16 protein-coding genes are annotated in these 18,656 nt (G+C 71.8%); 7 read left to right on the top strand and 9 right to left on the bottom strand.

The features are described from left to right. The 3 genes from I8N67_RS38375 to I8N67_RS38365 all read left to right on the top strand — a co-directional run. Positions 1–423, top strand: a 423-nt coding sequence (locus I8N67_RS38375; protein WP_234046956.1) for an ATP-binding protein, incomplete at its 5' end; no start/stop codon positions are given. 290 nt (positions 424–713) lie between these two features. After that, positions 714–851 carry a hypothetical protein gene (locus tag I8N67_RS38370; protein ID WP_200308922.1) on the top strand — a complete coding sequence of 46 codons (138 nt, stop codon included), beginning with the start codon at positions 714–716 and terminating at the stop codon, positions 849–851. Continuing rightward, positions 844–1,023 carry a hypothetical protein gene (locus tag I8N67_RS38365; RefSeq protein WP_200308921.1) on the top strand — a complete coding sequence of 60 codons (180 nt, stop codon included), beginning with the start codon at positions 844–846 and terminating at the stop codon, positions 1,021–1,023. Before I8N67_RS38370 ends, I8N67_RS38365 begins: the two co-directional genes overlap by 8 nt. Before the next feature lie 35 nt (positions 1,024–1,058). Here the strand turns inward: I8N67_RS38365 and I8N67_RS38360 are convergent, their stop codons facing one another. Both I8N67_RS38360 and I8N67_RS38355 read right to left on the bottom strand, forming a co-directional pair. After that, positions 1,059–1,493, bottom strand: a complete 435-nt coding sequence (locus I8N67_RS38360; protein ID WP_200308920.1) for a VOC family protein — start codon at positions 1,491–1,493, stop codon at positions 1,059–1,061. A gap of 142 nt (positions 1,494–1,635) precedes the next feature. Further along, entirely contained in the window at positions 1,636–1,872 is a 237-nt protein-coding gene (locus tag I8N67_RS38355) for a hypothetical protein (RefSeq protein WP_200308919.1), read from the bottom strand. A 98-nt stretch (positions 1,873–1,970) separates the two neighbouring features. Between I8N67_RS38355 and pdxR the strand changes: the two genes are divergently transcribed. Beyond that, positions 1,971–3,395, top strand: coding sequence for a MocR-like pyridoxine biosynthesis transcription factor PdxR (gene pdxR, locus I8N67_RS38350; RefSeq protein ID WP_200308918.1), 1,425 nt, complete (start codon positions 1,971–1,973; stop codon positions 3,393–3,395). A gap of 94 nt (positions 3,396–3,489) precedes the next feature. Here the strand turns inward: pdxR and serC are convergent, their stop codons facing one another. The 6 genes from serC to I8N67_RS38320 form a co-directional block, all read right to left on the bottom strand. Continuing rightward, positions 3,490–4,608 (bottom strand): phosphoserine transaminase, encoded by a 1,119-nt coding sequence (gene serC / locus I8N67_RS38345; protein WP_200308917.1) that lies wholly within the window; start codon positions 4,606–4,608, stop codon positions 3,490–3,492. Between the two features lie 214 nt (positions 4,609–4,822). Beyond that, positions 4,823–8,785 (bottom strand): NACHT domain-containing protein, encoded by a 3,963-nt coding sequence (locus I8N67_RS38340; RefSeq protein ID WP_200308916.1) that lies wholly within the window; start codon positions 8,783–8,785, stop codon positions 4,823–4,825. 144 nt (positions 8,786–8,929) lie between these two features. After that, the gene (locus I8N67_RS38335) at positions 8,930–10,168 is read right to left on the bottom strand and encodes a cytochrome P450 (RefSeq protein WP_200308925.1); all 1,239 of its coding nucleotides are present in this window, start codon (positions 10,166–10,168) and stop codon (positions 8,930–8,932) included. 49 nt (positions 10,169–10,217) lie between these two features. Then, positions 10,218–10,565, bottom strand: a complete 348-nt coding sequence (locus tag I8N67_RS38330) for a DUF742 domain-containing protein (RefSeq protein ID WP_200308915.1) — start codon at positions 10,563–10,565, stop codon at positions 10,218–10,220. After that, the gene (locus tag I8N67_RS38325) at positions 10,562–11,026 is read right to left on the bottom strand and encodes a roadblock/LC7 domain-containing protein (RefSeq protein WP_200308914.1); all 465 of its coding nucleotides are present in this window, start codon (positions 11,024–11,026) and stop codon (positions 10,562–10,564) included. The genes I8N67_RS38330 and I8N67_RS38325 overlap by 4 nt, the downstream gene beginning before the upstream one ends. After that, positions 11,023–13,197, bottom strand: coding sequence for a sensor histidine kinase (locus I8N67_RS38320; RefSeq protein WP_200308913.1), 2,175 nt, complete (start codon positions 13,195–13,197; stop codon positions 11,023–11,025). The genes I8N67_RS38325 and I8N67_RS38320 overlap by 4 nt, the downstream gene beginning before the upstream one ends. A gap of 399 nt (positions 13,198–13,596) precedes the next feature. On the opposite strand from I8N67_RS38320, the gene I8N67_RS38315 reads away from it, so the two are divergent. The 3 genes from I8N67_RS38315 (at position 13,597) to I8N67_RS38305 (ending at position 18,169) form a co-directional block, all read left to right on the top strand. Further along, complete coding sequence (locus I8N67_RS38315; protein WP_200308924.1) at positions 13,597–16,755, top strand: FAD-binding and (Fe-S)-binding domain-containing protein; 3,159 nt, start codon at positions 13,597–13,599, stop codon at positions 16,753–16,755. Between the two features lie 303 nt (positions 16,756–17,058). Then, entirely contained in the window at positions 17,059–17,286 is a 228-nt protein-coding gene (locus I8N67_RS38310) for a hypothetical protein (RefSeq protein WP_200308912.1), read from the top strand. Between the two features lie 85 nt (positions 17,287–17,371). Further along, positions 17,372–18,169, top strand: a complete 798-nt coding sequence (locus I8N67_RS38305; protein ID WP_234046954.1) for a metallophosphoesterase family protein — start codon at positions 17,372–17,374, stop codon at positions 18,167–18,169. Between the two features lie 28 nt (positions 18,170–18,197). Here I8N67_RS38305 and I8N67_RS38300 read toward each other — a convergent pair whose 3' ends face one another. Further along, positions 18,198–18,560: a DUF952 domain-containing protein gene (locus I8N67_RS38300; RefSeq protein WP_200308911.1), complete on the bottom strand. Its 363-nt coding sequence runs from the start codon at positions 18,558–18,560 to the stop codon at positions 18,198–18,200. Positions 18,561–18,656: the final 96 nt, after the last annotated feature.

Genomic DNA, 18,656 nt, shown 5'->3' with positions numbered 1-18,656 from the left:
GAACTGACCACACACCGTCAGTATCCCACCACCAACCGTTCGGTAGCCCGCGCCCGTTCGGACAGCATCGCTTTTCTCGCCTCCTGCGGTATCGATCGCGAGGGGGAATTCGTGAGCGAACTGGTTCTCCTCGTCAGTGAGTTGGTGACGAATGCCGTAACTCATGGACGCGTGCCGGGGACTTCGGGGCGACAGGTTGGAATGTCCATCGAAAAGGCCGGAAATATCTACCGCATTGAAGTACGGGACACCCAGAGCGATCGGATGCCCGTGCTGTGCCTGGATGGAAACGGCTTGGCCCGCGGCGGCAGGGGGCTCCTGCTCGTCGACTCCCTCTCGGACAAGTGGGGCGTGCGGCCGGAAGGCGTCGGGAAGACCGTGTGGGTCGAGAAAGAATTCGGCGCGGGGAACGCCGGCGAGTGAACGAAGGTGCCCCGCAGCGGCGTAGCAGGCCGTTGCGGGGCGGTGTGCCAACAGCAAGCGAAGGAGCTATCGACTTGAGGAACCCTATCGCCTGGTTGCTCGGCGTTCTGGCCGTCTTACGGAATGGGTGGCCGCGTAGCCGCAGTGGGCCTGTGCCGCCCCCCGACAACGCCGTACCTTCATTCGATTTGGCACCGGAGGTGCCTCGCGAATGGCGCCCGAATCCGAGCAGGGCTCGTTGGAGGCGGTGGGCCCGGCAGGCCGAGCGGTTGCGGTGGAGTGGGCGGGGGTTGCCACTGCTGCCGGTGGAGGAGTGCTGGCGGGAAGGGCGCCGGGTCGAACCGCCGGACTGGGGGCGCTGGGAGACCGCGCACCCGGTGCGTATGTATGTGCTCGTCGCCCTGGGCGAGGGGTCGGGCCATGGGTGATCGTGTCACTCGGGTACTGCACGCGGTGGAGGAGCGGGAGTTCATCGCCTGGGCCACGCATGTGCGCAGGTGCGGCAACGGGTGCCGGGTCAGCCTGGGCGTGGAGTGCGCCGAGGCGGTTCCACTGCGTGAGGCCCTGCACGCGGCTCGGGCTCGGGGCGAAGAGCCGTAGCCATGCCCGCTGTATGAGCGTCTGTCGGAGCATGCTCAGTCGAGACAGAACTCGTTGCCCTCGATGTCCTGCATCAGGATGCAGGACTCGTTGTCGTCATCGGCGAGCAGCGTTCGCAGGTGCACCGCGCCGAGCGCGACCAGTCGTGCGCATTCGGCCTCCAGCGTGGCGAGGCGCTCCTCACCCACGAGTCCGGTGCCGGCCCGCACGTCGAGATGCACCCGATTCTTGACGACCTTGTCTTCGGGAACGCGCTGGAAGAGCAGGCGCGGGCCCGCACCCGAGGGATCACTGCACGCGAAGTAGATGACCTGATCCTCAGGCGGCAGCGAGCGATGGTAGTCCTCCCACGTGGCAAACCCCTTCGGGGTCGGCGGTACGACGTACCCCAGCACCTCGCACCAAAAACCGGCGAGGCGCGCAGGTTCCGCGCAGTCGAAGGTGACTTGGAACTGCTTGATCGACGACATCGGGGCACCATAGCAAAGGGCTCTGTTGCTCATCTCCCGGTAGGGATCTGCATGTTGACGCAGAGGAGTAGAGGAGCAGAGGAGCAGAGCAGCAGAGGAGCAGACGCGAAGGGCGCCTCTGACAGACGGCAGTCATCGACCGTCACGGCGGGCCGACTCGGACCTCGGCCACGGAGTACCGGCCGAAGCGGGAGCGCAGGCGACGCCAGGTGGGCAGCCGCAGCTGCCGGGGAGTGTCCGGAGCGTTTGGCGTGTCCGGTACGACCGGGGCGTTCGGTAGGGCCGACAGGGCGTCGGCCTTGGTGAGCCAGGTGTCGAAGGTGCTGCGGAACAGCGGGTGGGCCTGGGTGGTCGGTATGGAGCGCCTCACGGAAGCCACGACATTCTCCTCGTCCTCGTACTTGTAGCTCGTCCTCGTAACTTGTCTTCGTACCTGCGAAGTTACTGAGAAATGGCTCGCTGCTACCGTCCAATGGCATGCGGGAATCACAGACCAATCCGGCCGGGGATCTGCTGCTCAACCTGGGACAGTTCGGCGACGGGCCGCTGCACGAGCGGGTGAAGCGGGCTTTGCGGGCGGCGATCAGGCAGGGGCGGATCGAGGTCGGTGCGGCGCTTCCGCCCAGTCGGCAGCTCGCCGCCGATCTCGGCTGTTCGCGGTGGGCGGTGACCGAGGCGTACAGCCAGCTTGTCGCCGAGGGATATCTGGAGGCGCGTACGGGATCGGCTACGCGGGTGCGATGGTCGAACGAGTCCGACGCCGACTCCCTGAGGCCCGCGAATCAGCAGGCTCCCGCGGCCCGGTTCGACCTCGCACCGGGCCTGCCGGACCTGCGGGCCTTTCCGCGTCGGCGGTGGGCCGACGCGGTCCGGGCACAGGTGACGACCATGGCGTTCACGGAGTTCGGTTATCCGCCGCCCGGCGGTCACCCCCGGCTCAGGCGGCTGCTCGCCGAGTATCTGGGCCGTTCCCGGGGTGTCTCCGCGACCGGGCAGGACGTGACGGTGTGCACGAGCGTGACCGACGGAGTACGGCGTGTCTGCCACGCCCTGCGGGCCCATGGCATCACCGCTGTGGGGTGTGAGGAGCCGGGCTGGACCCGGCTGCGCGAAGTGGTCGGCGCCGCGGGCCTCGACATGGTGTCCATCAGTACGGACGCCGGCGGTCTGCGCACCGACGACCTCGCCCGGCACCCGGGCCTGCGGGCCGTGCTGACGACGCCGGCGCACCAGTTCCCCCTCGGCACCGTGCTCGTCCCCGAGCGCCGCGCCGCCCTGTTGCGCTGGGCGCGCCAGGTGGACGGTGTCGTCCTGGAAGACGACTACGACGCGGAGTTCCGCTACGACCGGCGTCCGGTGGCGACCGTTCAGGGCATGGACCCGTCCCGGGTCGTCCTGTTCAAGTCGCTCAGCAAGATCCTGTCACCGGCGCTCGGCATCGGCTGGATCGTGGCCCCACCACGCTGGACCGATCATCTGCATCTCGCCGGCCAGGCTGCGACCCAGCCCTCCCCACTCGACCAGCTCCCCTTCGCCGCACTGCTGGAATCGGGCGCCTACGACCGCCACCTCCGCGCCTGCCGGCAGCGGTACCGCAACCGGCGCGACACCCTCGTCCAGGCCCTCGCCGATCAGCTGCCCGACGCCTCGGTCTCCGGCATCGCCGCCGGTCTCCACCTCATCCTCCGGCTGCCCACCACCGTGGACACCGCTGCCGTCGTCACCGCCGCTGCCGCCCGTTCGCTGCGCGTCGCCGACCTGACGGCCTATCACGCCACCGGCCACCACGCCGACCACGGCCTCGTCCTCGGGTACGGCAACCTCGCCGACGGCATGGTGAACGAAGCGGTCCGCCGGCTCCGCGAGGCGATCGAGTCCTCCAGCCTCACCTCACGAGAGTGAGTCGTACAGCGGCAGGAGACACGAGAAGGGCGCCCGGCGGTGGTCGCCGGGCGCCCTTCAGCGTCGTACGGGAGTCAGCGTCGTACGGGAGTGATCAGAGCTTCTCGATCACGTAGTCGACGCATTTCGTGAGGGCCTCGACGTCGGCCGGGGCGATGGCCGGGAACATGGCGACGCGGAGCTGGTTGCGGCCGAGCTTGCGGTAGGGCTCGGTGTCGACGATGCCGTTGGCGCGCAGGACCTTGGCGACGGCGGCGGCGTCGATGTCGTCGGAGAAGTCGATGGTGCCGATGACCTGCGAGCGCTTGGCGGCGTCCGTGACGAACGGGGTCGCGTGCTTGGACTCCTCCGCCCAGGTGTACAGGCGGGTCGAGGAGTCCTTCGTGCGGGCCGTGGACCAGGCGAGGCCGCCCTGGCCGTTGATCCACTCCAGCTGCTGGTTCAGGAGGAAGAGGGTGGCGAGGGCCGGGGTGTTGTACGTCTGGTTCTTGCGGGAGTTGTCGATCGCCGTGGGGAGGCTGAAGAACTCCGGGATGTGGCGGCCGGACGCGTGGATCCGCTCGGCGCGCTCGATCGCGGCCGGGGAGAACACGCCGATCCACAGGCCGCCGTCGGAGGCGAAGGACTTCTGCGGGGCGAAGTAGTAGACGTCCGTCTCGGCGATGTCGACCGGGAGGCCGCCCGCGCCGGAGGTGGCGTCCACCAGGACCAGGGACCCGGAGTCCGCGCCCGCGACGCGCTTCAGCGGGGCCGCGACACCCGTCGAGGTCTCGTTGTGGGTGAAGGCGTAGACGTCGACGCCCGCCTCGGCGACCGGCTCCGGGTGCGTGCCGGGGTCGCAGGAGACGACCGTCGGCTCGGCGAGCCAGGGGGCGAGCTTCGCGGCCTTGGCGAACTTGGAGCTGAACTCGCCGAACGTGAGGTGCTGGCTCTTGTTCTCGATCAGGCCGTGGGTCGCGATGTCCCAGAAGGCCGTCGAGCCGCCGTTGCCGAGGACGACCTCGTAGCCCTCGGGGAGGGAGAACAGCTCGCTGATGCCCTCGCGGACCTGGCCGACCAGGTTCTTCACCGGGGCTTGGCGGTGGGACGTGCCGAGCAGAGAGGTACCGGTCGCGGCCAGCGCGTCCAGTGCCTCCGTCCGCACCTTGGAGGGGCCCGCGCCGAAACGTCCGTCGGCGGGCTTGAGGTCAGCGGGGATCTGGATGTCAGCCACGGGCGCGAGCCTATCGGCTCCACGAAACGTGGGCGAAATGTCGTCCGTCGGATGAGACGGGGGTGACCGTCCATGGCCCCAACCCCCAGCCCCCAGCCCCCAGCCCCCGGCCCCCGGCCCCCGGCCCAGCTGTCCTGCTGACGTCAGGCCTGGCGGCGGGTCTGACGGCGGCCGCGAGCCTCGGCCGGGGACGTACTGGCGGGTGGCGGTGTTCTCAGCCGGGGAAGTGCGCGCGGGTGGCGGTGTCCCGGTCGTCCGGGTCGATGTCGCGGGCCCGGTCGCTCATCTGGTCCCAGAAGCGGCGCATGCCGGCGACGGGCACCGCGCGCTGCCACGGAGCCTCCCGCCGGAACCGCAGGGAGGCCCACGCCCAGGGCTGCCACTTCCTCAGCAGGTCGCGCTGGAGCAGGCAGAACACCTCGCTGAACTCCATGCGCAGGTTCTCCACCTTGGCCGGGTACGGGCACATCTTCATCCGGCAGTCGTCCGTGCACTGGGACCCGGGCTGTGCCGCGCGTTCCGCGCCCCGGACGGGGTTCAGCCGGGTGCGGTCCTCGCGTACGCAGGACGGCATCTGGGTCGGCTCGCGGGCACAGAACTCCAGGATGCGGAACGCGTCCTTGGGCCGGTGCGACCGCTCGCCGAGCACCAGCAGCAGCAGGACGTCCGCCAGCAGTTGCTGCGCCGTGGGGTCCAGGGTGCTCCACCCGGTCGACGGCGGTATCCACAGGTTGTGGGCCCGCTGCTCCCCGGGCAGCCCGACCTCGGTGCCGATACAGGAGGCCACGGCCGCCTCGTCGATCCACAGGAACCGCTCGGGCCGCCGGGTCTGCAGCGCGCGGACCGCCAGCTTCGCGGCCGCCTCCACCAGCGGGTGCTCCTCCCGGTGTCCCTCGCCCAGCGCCAGCCACTCCCGCACCTGGCCCCGGGGATCCGCCCCGTGGCCCCGGATCGGCTGGTCCGCGGTGACGTCGTCGGGCAGGCTCCACAGGGTCAGAGCGTGCAGCAGCGCCAGCCGTGTGTACCAGAAGGTGCTCTGTTTCAGCAGCTCCTGGGCCTGCTTGACGAGGAACTCGCGTGCCCTGCGGTTCGACCGGGGCCCGGGGCGCCGGTTGGCGGCGTACTTGAACCCCTGGGCCAGCGCCACTCCGAGGCCGATGGGGGCGCCGGGGCCGTCGTCATGGATCCCGGCGCCGGTCTCCCGTGTCGCCGCCTGGACCCAGTTGTCCAGGTCGTCGCGGGGGCTGGCCTGACGACGGGCCATCATGCAGGAGTCGACGAGCAGGGGGAGGAGCCAGGCGCGCATGGTGTTGCAGCTCCACATCCCCTTCTCCGCCAGCGCCTCCTCCTCCGCCGCCCTGCGTTCCTCCCGCTCCCGCTGCTCCGCCAGGTCCCACTGGGACGCGGGGTGGTCCGCCCACGTCTGGTCGGGTGAGGGCGTCACCTGCCGGCCGCCGCACCGGCGTTGTCCGGTCTCGACCGCGGCACAGGCCTCGGAGAGCTTGCGGCACAGCGCCTGATACGCCGGTTCGCCACCCGCTCCCACTTCCTTGACGAGCGCCTCGCGCACCCGGCGGTCGGTCTCCTTGCGGCCGATCTGGAACATGACGTCGTACACCGGGTACGCCGGATGCTGGTACCCGGGGTTGCGGTTCAGCATGGCGGCGACGCGGCGTACCGCCGTTCCGCACTGCTTCACCACGGCGAGTTTCGCCTCGCGGAGCCGGGCGGGGTCCTCGTCCTGGCCGAGCCGGTCCCAGTCCTTCTCGATCTCCTTGACGAGGTCCTCCTGCCGGGGGACGGTCCCGACACTGTCGATCTCCACGGCGGCGCCGTAGATCTCCAGTGCCCTCAGACGCGGGCTGCCGCGTTCGTCGAACACGCCGTCGCCGGTGTCCGGGGACAGATCGGACACGTTCCCCGCGTTCGCCGCGTCGGTCAGCAGATCCTTCGCCTGCTTCTTGAGCAGCTCACGCATCCTGTCGACGGGGCAGGTCCGCCGGGCCGTCGCGGAGCCGTCGCAGACGCACTTTCCCTTCCGGGAGCGCGAATACAGCGTGAGGGCGATGAGGAGCTCCCGCCCGCCCCGCTGCAGGGCCCGGGTGATGTGCGCCTCGGCCGCCGGGTCGGCGGTTGGCGATGACGCGGCGGCCGTCGACGACGCGGCGGTTGGCGGTGAAGCGGCAGTTGGCGATGAGGCGGCGGCCGTCGACGAGGCGGCGGTTGGCGATGAGGCGGCAGTTGGCGATGAGGCGGCAGTTGGCGATGAGGCGGCGGTCGTCGGTGAAGTGGCGGCCGTCCACGAAGAAGAAGAAGTGGTCCGCGACTGCCGCGCCGTCGACGACGCGGCAGGCGAGGACCTGGTGCCGGACATCGACGGAGCGTCGGTCGCCGTGGGGCCGCCGGTCGCCGTGGGGCCGGTGGGCGTCGGCAGCTCGAAGATCTCGTCCAGGAAGCGGGAGCCCAGATAGGCCTGCACGATGCTGTGCTGGAAGCGGACCTTGTCACCGTTCTCGTGGACCAGGCCCATCCGCGTCCCCCAGGTCGCGGCGATGCGGATGTCGACCCTGGGGCCCACCCACCACTCGGCGCCGCCCCGCGTCTCCTGGCAGGGGTGCACCCGACCCCGCCAAGGCGCGCCGCGCTTGCGGGCGTACTCCTCCGGGCGCCACCGCAGCTCCGCCATCCGGCGGTCCAGTTTCCGGGCGACCCGCCGGTTCCACTCCGGATTCGAGCCCGCCCGCACTCCGAAGCCGCGGCTCCCGGAACAGCCGTCCTGGCCGTCGAGGGAGGGGGCGAGTTCCCCGAGCCGGACGTCGGCGCTGTCCGAGGCCAGACCGATGCACGCGAGCGCGGAGACGTACTCCACGGTCGCCAGCCTCGTGTCGTGGTCGATGGGCAGTTCGGGGTGGACGTCCCCGTCGACCAGCGCGTGGATCCATGTCTCCATGAGTTCCGCCCGCAACTTCCAGCTGTCGCAGAGCTGGAGGTCCGGATCCCCGCCCCCGTTCCACAGGGGTTCCAGCAGGTCCTTGCTGTGCAGATCCTTGGCGATCTTGAGGTAGATCGGGGACTCCGCCATGTCGGCGGCTTCCACGATCCGGTCGAGCAGGGTCGGATCGGAGCGCCAACTGCCGCTGCGGGCGATGTACCGCAGCGCCGCCTCGTTGCTCAGCGGCTCCAGCTCCGAGACGGCCGCCTGCATCGCGCGCAGCGGGTCGTGCGGCCGCGAGGCGATGACCAGGGGCAGCCCTTCCTCACCGGCCCTGCGTATCGCGTCCCGGATCAGATTGTCGCGGCGGCCGTTCACCTGGTCCTGGCTGAACGCCTCCTCCAGACCGTCCGCGAGGACCACGATCCGGTCGGCCCGCTGCCTGAGCCACCGCCAGATCCGGTCGGCCTCGCCGTCGGACCGTACCTTCGACCGTACGATCTCGCGGAACCGGGCGAGCGCCAGCTCATCGAAGTCCAGCGGCTCCTCGCCCTGTGCGTCGCGCAGCCGTACGGGGATGGGGACGGCCCCCACGGCCGAGAGTCTCTGGGCGAGCCGGACCAGCAACGCCGTTTTTCCGACCCCGACGCCCCCGACGACGACATGGGGCCGGCGGACCTTCGTGTCGCGCAGGTTCTCCATGATGGCGTTGCAGAGCTGGTCGCGTCCGACCACCTCGTCCATCAGACTGCCCGCCGTCTGCACCAGCCGGCCGGGCTCGTGCCTCGCCTGATACGTGCAGAAGCGGCGGACGTTCCACAGTCGCCAGGAGAGGAACAGGAGGGTGGAGGCGGCGAGCAGCAGTACGGGCATCGCCACGCCACTGACCGCGTCGCACGCGGAGGCGTTGTTGTTGGGCTTGTCTTCGTCCCCCTGGCACACGTCGTGCGGCCCGAAGCCCCGCACCACCTCCGACTTTCCGATGAGGTCCAGCACCGCGACGAAGCACCATGCGAGAAGCCCCACCGTCAACAAGGCCACCACCGTGACCAACACGGTCGTCCACGGCGGATTCCACCACCGTCCGGCGTGCGTCACGCCCCGGTGGAGCAGCCACCGGCCACGGAGGTGCCAGAAGACGGCGACGAAGGGGCGTCGGCCGCGCGCCCACAGTTCCCGGAGTGGGCCCGCCTCCGGTGGTCCGGTGACGATCTTGACCTTGCGCGGGTGGAATACGTCTCCCATTGACCACCACTCCGTCGGCTCCGCCGGGATCGGCCGGGGGCCGACGTTTCCGGGCACGGGATGTCGAGGCGGAGGGATCCCTGCCTTCAGTTCAGCAGCCGATTCCTGACCTCGCCACTTGGCGCGGCGCCACGGGAATCCCGGTCACCGGCCGCCGATCGCCGGCGCGGGCGAGAAACGGACCGGCAGCTCCACCAGCCCCCGCAGCCAGGGCGAGGACCGCCGCGTGAGCGTCTGAGCCGGTACGGCCAGATCGAGGTCCGGCAGCCGGTCCAGTACGACCTCGATGCCCGTCCGCGCGATGACCTCGGCGATCTCCTGGGCCGGGAAGGGGCAGCGGTGCTCGCCGTGGCCGAAGGAGAAGTGGGCGTTGTTGCCGCCGGTGAGGGCGGAGCCGTCGGTGCGGACGCGGGGGTCGGAGTTGGCGCCCTGGAGGCCGAGGAGGAGGAGGTCGCCGGCGTGCAGGGCGCGGCCGCCGAGGTGGGTGTCGCGGGTGAGCCAGCGCCCGGCGGCGTTCTGGATGGGCGCGTCCTCCCACAGCACCTCGTTCATCGCCTCCGCCACACTGCTCCGCCCGCCGAAGAGCGACGCCGCGAAACGCTCGTCCGTCAGCATCAGATGGAGCGAGTTGCCGATCCAGTCGGCGGTCGGCTGGTGGCCCACCGTCAGCATCACCATCACGTCGTGGGTGACCTCCTCGACCGTGAATCCGTGGGTGTCGGCGTTCGCCAGCAGCCGGGACACCACGTCGTCACCGGGCTGCTGCCGGCGCTCGGCCACCAGCCGGGCCATCACCGAGCTCAGATACGCCTCGGCCACCATCGCCCGGTCCCGGCCGTCCAGGATGTCGTTGAACGCCGCCACCAGTCCGGGCCCCCGCTCCTCCCGGAAGCCGAAGAGGTACGCCAGCACGCGCACGGGCAGCAGCGCCGCGTACTGCGCCACCAGGTCGGCCGCGCCCACCCCGCACACCGCGTCGATCAGCTCGTCGGCGAACCGCTCGGCCTGGCCGCGCAGTTCGAGCGGGTCCACCGCCTCCAGAGCCTCGCCGACCAGCGCGGCGCGCTGCCGGTGCCGTTCGCCGGTCGAGCCCAGGATCGACGGCTGCTCCCGGCTGATCACCGGGAGCAGCGGCCAGTCGGCGGGGATGTCCGGCCACTGGTTCCACAGCGCGGAGTCCCGGCTGAACAGCACCGGATCGCTGGTCACCTGGTGCAGCTCGCGGTAACCGAGCACCAGCCACGCCGGTACGTCCCCGTCGAGCAGCACGGGCACCACCTCGCCGTGCTCCCGCCTCAACTCCCGGTACAGGGCGGCCGGTTCGGCCTGGAAGCGGGCGCCCATGACGGGGACGGGAGAGGGGGCAGGTGGGGGTTCGGGCATGGGCATCGGGCCCGGGAAACCGCCGGGGTGCCCCTCGCCGTTGCCGTTCTCAGAGGTTGCGAAGTCCAACTAACACCTGCTCCAGAATGTCCAGATCGATCAGCGCGGCCGTGTGCGGGTGCCGGGCGCTGACCCGGCCCGCCGCGAGAAGGTCGGAGAGCAGGACCTTCGTGATGCTCACCGGCAGCCTCAGTTCGGCGGCGATCTCCACCACCGCCGTCGGCCGCTCCGACAGCCGCAGGATCGCCACATGCTCCGACTGCATGCCCGGCACCGGCTGGCTCTCCGCGACCACCAGCGTCACCAGGTCGAACAGGGTTCCGGGCGCGGACCGGCTGCGTCCTCCGGTGAGCGTGTACAGCCGGTCGGGCAAGTCGTCCCTGCCGGGCCGGCTCATGACGTACGGGGCGCCAGAGCCGTAGCGGTAGCGGTAGCCGTAGCGGTCGTGTTCGGGTGGCGGGGCTTCGCGCTCAGGTGCTCGCCCAGCTGTTCGACCAGCTCGCTCATGTTGTGTCCGACGAGCCCGGGGTCCGCCTCCTCGTCCGTCACCACGGCCAGGTGCGCGCCGTCGCCCGCCTCGACGATGAACAGGACGCCGCCGTAGAACTCCGCCATCGCCGACCGCACGCCCCCGCTGCCGTCGCCGAATTCCAGGGACGCCCCGTGGGACAGCGACTGCATGCCGGCGGCGATCGCGGCGAGCTGGTCCGCCCGGTCGACGGAGAGCTCCGGCGTACGGCACAGCCGCAGGCCGTCCCGGGAGAGCACGAGCGCGTGCCGGGCGCCCGGAGTGCGTTCCAGCAACCCCTCCATGAGCCAGGTGAGCCTGTCGTCGGCGGTTATGCCGGTGCCGGTCATGGGGTGGGGTCGCCTTCCAGGTGGGGGTGCGTATGCGGGTCGGGGGCGGGGGGCACGGTGGGGGCGGCCGGGTCGGGGCCGGGGCGCGTGTCCCGTACGGGTTCCCACGCCAGTTCCCGTACCGGATCGGGTTCCCAGGCCGCGGCCGCCGTCCCTCGCGCGGATTCCGGCTCCCACGCGAGGCCCCGCGCGGGCTCGGGTTCCCACTGGGTCTCCCGTACGGGCTGAACCGGCACTACGGCCTCGGGCTCCCACGCCGATCCCCCTACGGCACCCCACTCGGGCTCCCGGACCGGCTCCAACTCCGGCTGACGTACGGCCACTTCGGGCGCAGGCGTGTCCCGTACGGGTTCCGGTGTCCCCGGTGTCCCGGTCATCGCCGTAGGGCTCTCGTCCCCCGTGGCCGTCCCCTGGACGAATGCCTGGTCCACGCCGCTGGTGCCGCCCGTGCCGCGGACCGCGCGGCGGAAGCTGCTGAAGCGGACGGCGCCGGTGCTGGCGTCGTCGGCGGGGCGGGCGGCGCGTTCCGGGCGGGGGGAGGTGTCGGCGGCGCGGTTGCGGGCCTCCGCCTCGGCGAGGGAGTGGCCGCGCCGGCGCCGGGGGAGGGCGTCTGGGGAGGAGGGGTCGGTGGGGGTGGTAGGGGTGGTGGGGGTGGTGGTGACGGTGGGGGGCTCGGCGTCGGCGGCCGAAGTGCCGAAGCCAGAGCCGAATTCAGAGCCGTAGTCAGAGCCGAATTCAGAGTTGAAGGAGGAGCTGAAGGAGGAGCTGAAGGAGGAGTTGGAAGACAGGCCGGACGACGGGCTGAGCGACGGGTTGGACGACGGGCTGAATGAGGAGGCAGCTGGGGAAGTGGCCGAGGGAGTGGCCCGGTTGGGCGCGGCCGGGGGGTCCGTCGGGAACTCGTGCGTGGGGGTCGGCTCCGCGTCCAGGTCGTGCGGGGCGCGGACGTTGTCGTACGAGCGTGCGCGGGCGGTGGTGGGGGCGGCGGAGGGGATCGTGCTCGCGAGAACGTCCTGGGGGATGAGCATCAGGACGCCCGTGCCGCCGCGGGCGGAGGGGCGGAAGGAGACCTTGAGGCCGTGCTTGCGGGCGAGGCGGCCGACGACGGCGAGGCCGAGGCGGGTGCCGGAGAGGCCGCTGAGGTCGGCGGACTCGCCCGAGACGGCGCGCTCGGCGCGGCGGAGCTGGACATCGCTCATGACGAGGCCCGAGTCCTCGACGGAGATGATGGCGCCGGCCGGGACCTCCTCGACGTACACATGGACCTCGGCGGTGGGCGGGGAGAAGTTCGCGGCGTTGTCGAGGAGTTCGGCGAGCGCGTGCATGACGCCCTCGGCGGCGTGGCCGGCGACGGCGGACTCGCTGGAGGAGTGCAGCCGGACCCGGCGGTAGGCGCCGATGCGGCCCATCGCACCGCGCAGGATCGACTCCATGGGGATCGGCCGCGCCCAGCGGCGGCCCGAACGCGCGCCCGCGAGGACGGCGACGGAGTCGGCGAGGCGGCCGGCCTGGGCGGTGCGGTGGTCGAGGTGGAGGAGATCGGCGAGGACGTCCTCGTCGGCGTGACGTTCCTCCATGGCGCGCAGGTCGGCGAGGGTGCCGGTGGCGAGGGCCTGCATCCGGCCGGCCACGTTGGCGGTGACGGCGAGAACGGCCGTGCGGTCCGCCTCGGCCTGCCGGGCGCGTTCGGTGAGCCGGGCCCGCTCCTCGGCGGTCTCGGCCACCGTCCGGTCCCGCTCGGCCGCCAGCCGTTCGCGTTCACGCTCCGACTCGGCGGCCAGCCGCGTGCGCTCCCGCGCGTACTCGGCCGCGATCCGCGCCCGCTCCTGTACGGACTCCTCGGTCAGCCGCCCCCGCTCCAGCGCGAACTCCTCGGCCATCCTGGCGCGTTCCTGCAGCAGCAGCCCGGCGTCGCGGGAGACGGCGTTCAGGCGGTGGCGCAGCAGTTTCACCGACCCGCGCGCGTGGAGGGCGGCGGCGACGGCGAGCGTGAGCAGCAGCGCGGCCGTGCCCGCGCCGCCCGCCAGGGGCAGCCGTACGGACTGTGGCGCCAGCGCGACCGCGCCGCCGGCCGCGGTGGCGGCGAGCAGGGCGGTCACCAGGGAAAGCGGCAGGACTGAGCGCAGGGCGGGGCGTTCGCCTGGCGGGCGAGGCGGGCTGGGCGCGGTCATCGGCTGTTGTCCTCGGTCGGTTCTGAACTCGGTTCTGAACTCGGTTCTGAACGTCGGCCCGGCGATGAGTCGGCAACCCAGTCGGTTCCTGGAGTCGGTGACTCGGGTCGGTTCCTGAACGAGAAGCGACGTCTGGTGCTCAATTGGCCGTCACTATAGGGGAGTTCGTGACGGCGGTTGGCTGGTTTCCGGTTAGCTCTCCGGAATCCGGCCAACGTTCCCGGTGAGCGTCGCGGCCGGTGCGGCGTCGGCGTGTCGCGGGTGCGTGGGCTTTCGGTGCGTCATCGGATGGTCACTGTCAGTGGTCAGGTGCATCCTGGGAACATGACGGAATTCGGGGGCACGGCGGGGCGCCGGGACGGGGACGTCCGGCATGCGGGCACGGCGGGCGTGGCGGGCATGGCGAAGGCGGCGGACGAGGCTGAGCTGCGGGCCGCGCTGCCGGGCGCTCTGCGGGCGGCGGGCGTGCGCGGGGAGGTCGCCTTCGACGTGACCGCGCGGGCGCTGACGACGATGGACGCGTCGAACTACCGGCGCGTGCCGCTCGGTGTGGTCGCGCCCCGGGACGCGGACGACGTGGCGGCCGTGCTCTCCGTGTGCCGCGCGCAGGGCGTGCCGGTCGTCGCGCGCGGGGGCGGCACCTCGATCGCCGGGCAGGCCACGGGCACGGGCGTGGTCCTGGACTTCACCCGCCACATGAACCGGCTGGTGTCCCTGGACCCCGACGCGCGTACGGCGGTGGTCCAGCCCGGCCTCGTCCTGGACCGCCTCCAGGACGCCGCCGCCCCGCACGGCCTCCGCTTCGGCCCCGACCCCTCCACCCACAGCCGCTGCACCCTCGGCGGCATGATCGGCAACAACTCCTGCGGCTCGCACTCGGTCGCCTGGGGCACGACGGCGGACAGTGTGCGCGAGCTGTCGGTGCTCGACGGGAGAGGTGAGCCCCTGCGCCTCGGCCAGGGCTGGGCGGGCGCGCCGGACGGCCTCCGTCCGCTGGTGGAGGGGGAGTTGGCGCGGCTGCGGACCGGCTTCCCCGACCTCCCCCGCCGTATCTCCGGCTATGCCCTCGACGCCCTCCTCCCCGAGCGGGGCACCGACGTGGCCCGCTCGTTCTGCGGCTCCGAGGGCACACTCGGGGTGCTCACGGAGGCGGTCGTACGACTCGTCCAGGCGCCCCGCGCGCGTGCGCTCGCCGTCCTGGCGTACGCCGACGAGGGCGCGGCGGCCGAGGCGGCCCCAGGCCTGCTGCCGCACGCCCCGCTGACCGTGGAGGGCATGGCCGCCGACCTCGTCCCGCCCGGCACGACCGGCCTCCCGGCGGGCGGGGCCTGGCTGTTCGTGGAGACGGGCGGCGACACGGCCGCCGAGGCACGGGCGCACGCCGACGCGATCGTCCGCGCCGCCGACGCCTCGGCCGCGCTGGTGGTGACGGACGCCGCCGCCCAGCGCGCCCTGTGGCGCGTCCGCGAGGACGCGAGCGGTACGGCGACCCGGATGCCGGACGGCAGCGAGGCCTGGCCGGGCTGGGAGGACTGCGCTGTGCCGCCCGCCCGACTGGGCGCGTACCTGCGCGACTTCCGTGGCCTGCTGCGCGCCCACGCCCTGCGCGGCACGCCCTACGGCCACTTCGGCGACGGCTGCATCCACGTCCGCATCGACTTCGACCTGCTGACCACCCCGGGCATCGCCCGCTTCCGCCACTTCTCCGAGGAACTGGCCGAGCTGGTCGTGGCGCACGGCGGCTCCCTCTCCGGCGAACATGGCGACGGCCAGGCCCGCGCCGAACTCCTGCCGAAGATGTACGGCACCGAAATGGTCCGGCTGTTCGAGCGGGTGAAGGGCGTCTGGGACCCCGACGACCTCCTGAACCCCGGCATGCTCGTCCGCCCAGCCCCCCTCGACTCCCACCTGCGCTTCGCGGTCCTGCCGCGCCAACCGGTGCCGGTGGAGTTCGCGTACCCGGGCGACGGCGGTGACTTCTCGGCGGCGGTGCGACGCTGCGTGGGCGTCGCGAAGTGCCGTACGACCGAGGTGAGCCCGGCATCCGGCGCCGTCATGTGCCCCTCCTTCCGCGCCACCGGGGAGGAGGAGCACTCCACCCGGGGCCGGGCCCGCCTCCTGCACGAGATGCTCGCCGGCGAGGTCGTCACCGACGGCTGGCGCTCACCCGAGGTACGGGACGCCCTCGACCTCTGCCTGTCCTGCAAGGGCTGCCGCTCCGACTGCCCGGTCGGCGTCGACATGGCCACGTACAAGGCGGAGTTCCTCCACCACCACTACGCCGGGCGCCGCCGCCCGGCCGCCCACTACACCATGGGCCGACTGCCGATGTGGCTCCGCCTGGTCTCCCGTACGCGCACGGTCCGCCTCGTCAACTTCCTCGCGGGAGTGCCTCCTTTGGCCCGGCTGGCGAAACGGCTCGGCGGGATCGCGGGGGAGCGGGAGCTGCCACGGCTGGCCACGGTGCCGTTCCTGCGGTGGTACTTGGGGTCGCTGGGGGAGCGGGCCGGGGCGGAGGAGGAGGAGGAGCAGCTGTCGGCGGCGGAACAGGTCGCCGAGACGGACTCCGGGACGGACTCCGGGACGGACTCCGAGACGGACTCCGGGACGGACTCCGAGGCTGGTGAGGAGGAGTACGAGGCACCGACGACGGTGCTGATGTGGACGGACACCTTCACGGAGCACCTCTCGCCGTCCGTGGGGCAGGCGGCGCTACAGGTGCTGGAGGCGGCCGGGCTGGATGTGATCGTGCCGCCGACATCGCGGATGAAGCGGAAGCCGGGTGGGCCGAAGAAGCCGGGTGGGCCGAAGAAGGCGGAGGCGGGCGAGGCGGGCGCCCTGGCCCGGTGGACGCTCACCCGGACCCTGTTCCCGATGCGGCAGGGCCGGGTCTGCTGCGGCCTGACGTACATCTCGACGGGCCAGCTCGACCGGGCCCGCGCGGTGCTGCGCCGCACGCTCGACCTGCTCGAACTGTTCCTGGACCCTCTCCCGCAGCGGATGCGGGACGAGGACCCGGACCTCGCCCCGCCTCCCCTCCCCATCGTCGTCCTCGAACCCAGCTGCGCCGCGACGCTCCGTACCGACCTGCCCGAACTCCTCCCTGACGACCCCCGGGCGCATCGACTCGCCGCCTCGGTCATCACGTTCGCCGAGGCCCTCGAACGCCACGCCCCGAACTGGACCCCGCCCACCCTCGACCGTCCCGTGGTCGGCCAGACCCACTGCCACCAGCACGCGGTCCTGGGCGACGCCCCCGACCGCCGTCTCCGCGCCGCCGTCGGCCTCACCGGCGACCTCAGCGGTGGCTGTTGCGGCCTCGCCGGCAACTTCGGCTTCGAAAAGGGCCACTACGACGTCTCCGTCGCCTGCGCGGAGGACCAACTCCTCCCGGCGGTACGGGAAGCGCCGGCCGACGCGATCGTCCTGGCGGACGGTTTCTCGTGCCGGACGCAGTTGGAGCAACTGGCGGGGAGGAAGGGGCTGCACCTGGCGGAAGTGCTGGCGGCAGGGCTGGAACGGGCAGATGCAGCCCCTTCCTCCCCTTCCTCCCGCTGATCGCTCCGAAAAACGTCCGGAAACACGCCCTTCCGGAACGGATGGGCGAAACAGCGGTCACCTGCTGTTGCTGCCCGGACCTCCTGAACCCCGGGAGCGGACCGTCGGCGGCCACCGACAGCCACCGACGGCCACTGAGCGGCGCCCCAACCACCACACAACCACTCAGCCGAACACCTGCTCGCATACCCGCGCATACCCGCGCGTTTTCGAAGCGGCGGTGGCGCAGCGGCCGGGCGTCGGCGGGGAACCATGCACACACGCGCATCGTCAGTGCGTGCGAATGGCGGACGGGGGAAAGCCATGGCTTCAGGAGTGCCCGGAAACAACGGCAGCGGTTCCACTCCCGGCGAGAAGATCGGCGGCTGCCTGGGACAGTTGGGCTGCTCAGTCGTCTTCATCGCCCTGCTCGTAGGCATCGGCGCGTCCTGCGACTCCGACTCCGACAGCAACCCCGAACAGGGCGACGTCTGCTACGACGTCGGCGAAGAGGTGACGAACTCGGCGGGGGAGACGTTCATCTGCCGATAGGGGTGCAGGGGATCGGGGCGGGCGCCGGGTAAGCGAGGGGCGAACACGCCCTCATGAGCGCCCCGCTGCCCCCACGCTGGTGCACATGATGACCGACGCGGGACCCGTCGGCGCAAGCGATCCGCTCCTCCTCCGAGTCGCGGTTCTCTCCGACATCCACGGCGTATTCCCGGCCCTGGAAGCGGTGCTGGCCGAACCGGAGGTGCGTGCGGCGGACCGTGTCGTCCTCACCGGGGACATCGCGGCGGGCCCGCAACCGGCGGAGGTCCTCGACCTGTTGCTCGGGGAGGGCGAGCGGGTGGTGTGGATCGGCGGCAACGCGGACCGGGAACTGGTGGAGTACTGCCGGGGCGAGCGCGACGAGATCCCCGACCCGATCGGCCCGTACGCGGCGGATGCCCTCCGCCCCGACCAGGTCGAGTTCCTGGCCGCCCTGCCGAGGACCCGGACTCTGGAGATCGAGGGCCTGGGGCGGGTCCTCTTCTGCCACGCCACGCCCCGGAACGACGAAGAGGTCGTCCTCGTCGACTCCCGCCCGGCCCGCTGGGCGGAGGTCTTCGCGGATGTCCCCGCCGACATCCGCACCGTCGTCTGCGGCCACACCCACATGCCCTACACCCGCCTCGCCCACGGCCGCCAGATCGTCAACCCCGGCAGCGTCGGCATGCCCTACGGCCGCCCCGGCGCCCACTGGGCCCTCCTCGGCCCCGGCATCGACCTCCGCACGACCGACTTCGACATCCCGGTGGCGATCGCCCGCCTCACCGCCGAGTGCGCCTACCCGGACATCGCCACCTGGGCGGACTACTACCTCAACGCCCGCGCGACGGACGCGGAGGCGCTGGAGACCTTCGGCCCGAGGGACGGCAGACAGCACCACTGACCCGGCGCCCATCGGACCGGGGCTCCGTTTACACACCCGCCCTGAGTCCCGCGGCACGGCCCTCCTCGTCCCACTGGATCTCCAGGATCTCGATGACGGAGTCACGGTTGATGGGCCCGAACGCATGGGGGAACAGGACGTCCGCGCCGACCCCCGGAGGCGGAGCGAGAGCAGCCGCCTCGAACTCCACCCTGGCGTCCAACTGGCCCTCGTCGATAACCAGCACGTGCAACGGCTTCGGCGCGTCCCGATAGAAGGCGTTGATGACGGCCAGGGTCGTCGCCTCATCGGGGGAGCAGTGCACGAAACCGTCCTCCGGGAGCGACTCGGGGGCGTAGGGCAGGTCGGGTCGGGCGTTCCAGGCATCGAGGGATACGACGTGGTAGATCACGGGCCGGTTATACCGCAGCGGCCGACGGCAGAAGCCGGCCCCAACCACGACCGCAAGCGGCAGGCCGGGCCCGCCGCTCTCACTCCCTGCCTTCAG

It is taken from the genome of Streptomyces adelaidensis (assembly GCF_016598475.1).
Classification (GTDB): Bacteria; Actinomycetota; Actinomycetes; order Streptomycetales; family Streptomycetaceae; genus Streptomyces; species Streptomyces adelaidensis.
This window is presented reverse-complemented; position numbering and strand designations above follow the sequence as displayed.

Excerpts from the sequence above, each read along its gene's own strand:
- I8N67_RS38365 (WP_200308921.1), top strand. The coding sequence starts at position 844 with ATGGGTGATCGTGTCACTCGGGTACTGCACGCGGTGGAGGAGCGGGAG.
- I8N67_RS38360 (WP_200308920.1), bottom strand. The coding sequence starts at position 1,493 with ATGTCGTCGATCAAGCAGTTCCAAGTCACCTTCGACTGCGCGGAACCT.
- pdxR (WP_200308918.1), top strand. The coding sequence starts at position 1,971 with ATGCGGGAATCACAGACCAATCCGGCCGGGGATCTGCTGCTCAACCTG.
- I8N67_RS38340 (WP_200308916.1), bottom strand. The coding sequence starts at position 8,785 with ATGGGAGACGTATTCCACCCGCGCAAGGTCAAGATCGTCACCGGACCA.
- I8N67_RS38335 (WP_200308925.1), bottom strand. The coding sequence starts at position 10,168 with ATGCCCGAACCCCCACCTGCCCCCTCTCCCGTCCCCGTCATGGGCGCC.
- I8N67_RS38330 (WP_200308915.1), bottom strand. The coding sequence starts at position 10,565 with ATGAGCCGGCCCGGCAGGGACGACTTGCCCGACCGGCTGTACACGCTC.
- I8N67_RS38325 (WP_200308914.1), bottom strand. The coding sequence starts at position 11,026 with ATGACCGGCACCGGCATAACCGCCGACGACAGGCTCACCTGGCTCATG.
- I8N67_RS38320 (WP_200308913.1), bottom strand. The coding sequence starts at position 13,197 with ATGACCGCGCCCAGCCCGCCTCGCCCGCCAGGCGAACGCCCCGCCCTG.
- I8N67_RS38315 (WP_200308924.1), top strand. The coding sequence starts at position 13,597 with ATGGCGAAGGCGGCGGACGAGGCTGAGCTGCGGGCCGCGCTGCCGGGC.
- I8N67_RS38310 (WP_200308912.1), top strand. The coding sequence starts at position 17,059 with ATGGCTTCAGGAGTGCCCGGAAACAACGGCAGCGGTTCCACTCCCGGC.
- I8N67_RS38305 (WP_234046954.1), top strand. The coding sequence starts at position 17,372 with ATGATGACCGACGCGGGACCCGTCGGCGCAAGCGATCCGCTCCTCCTC.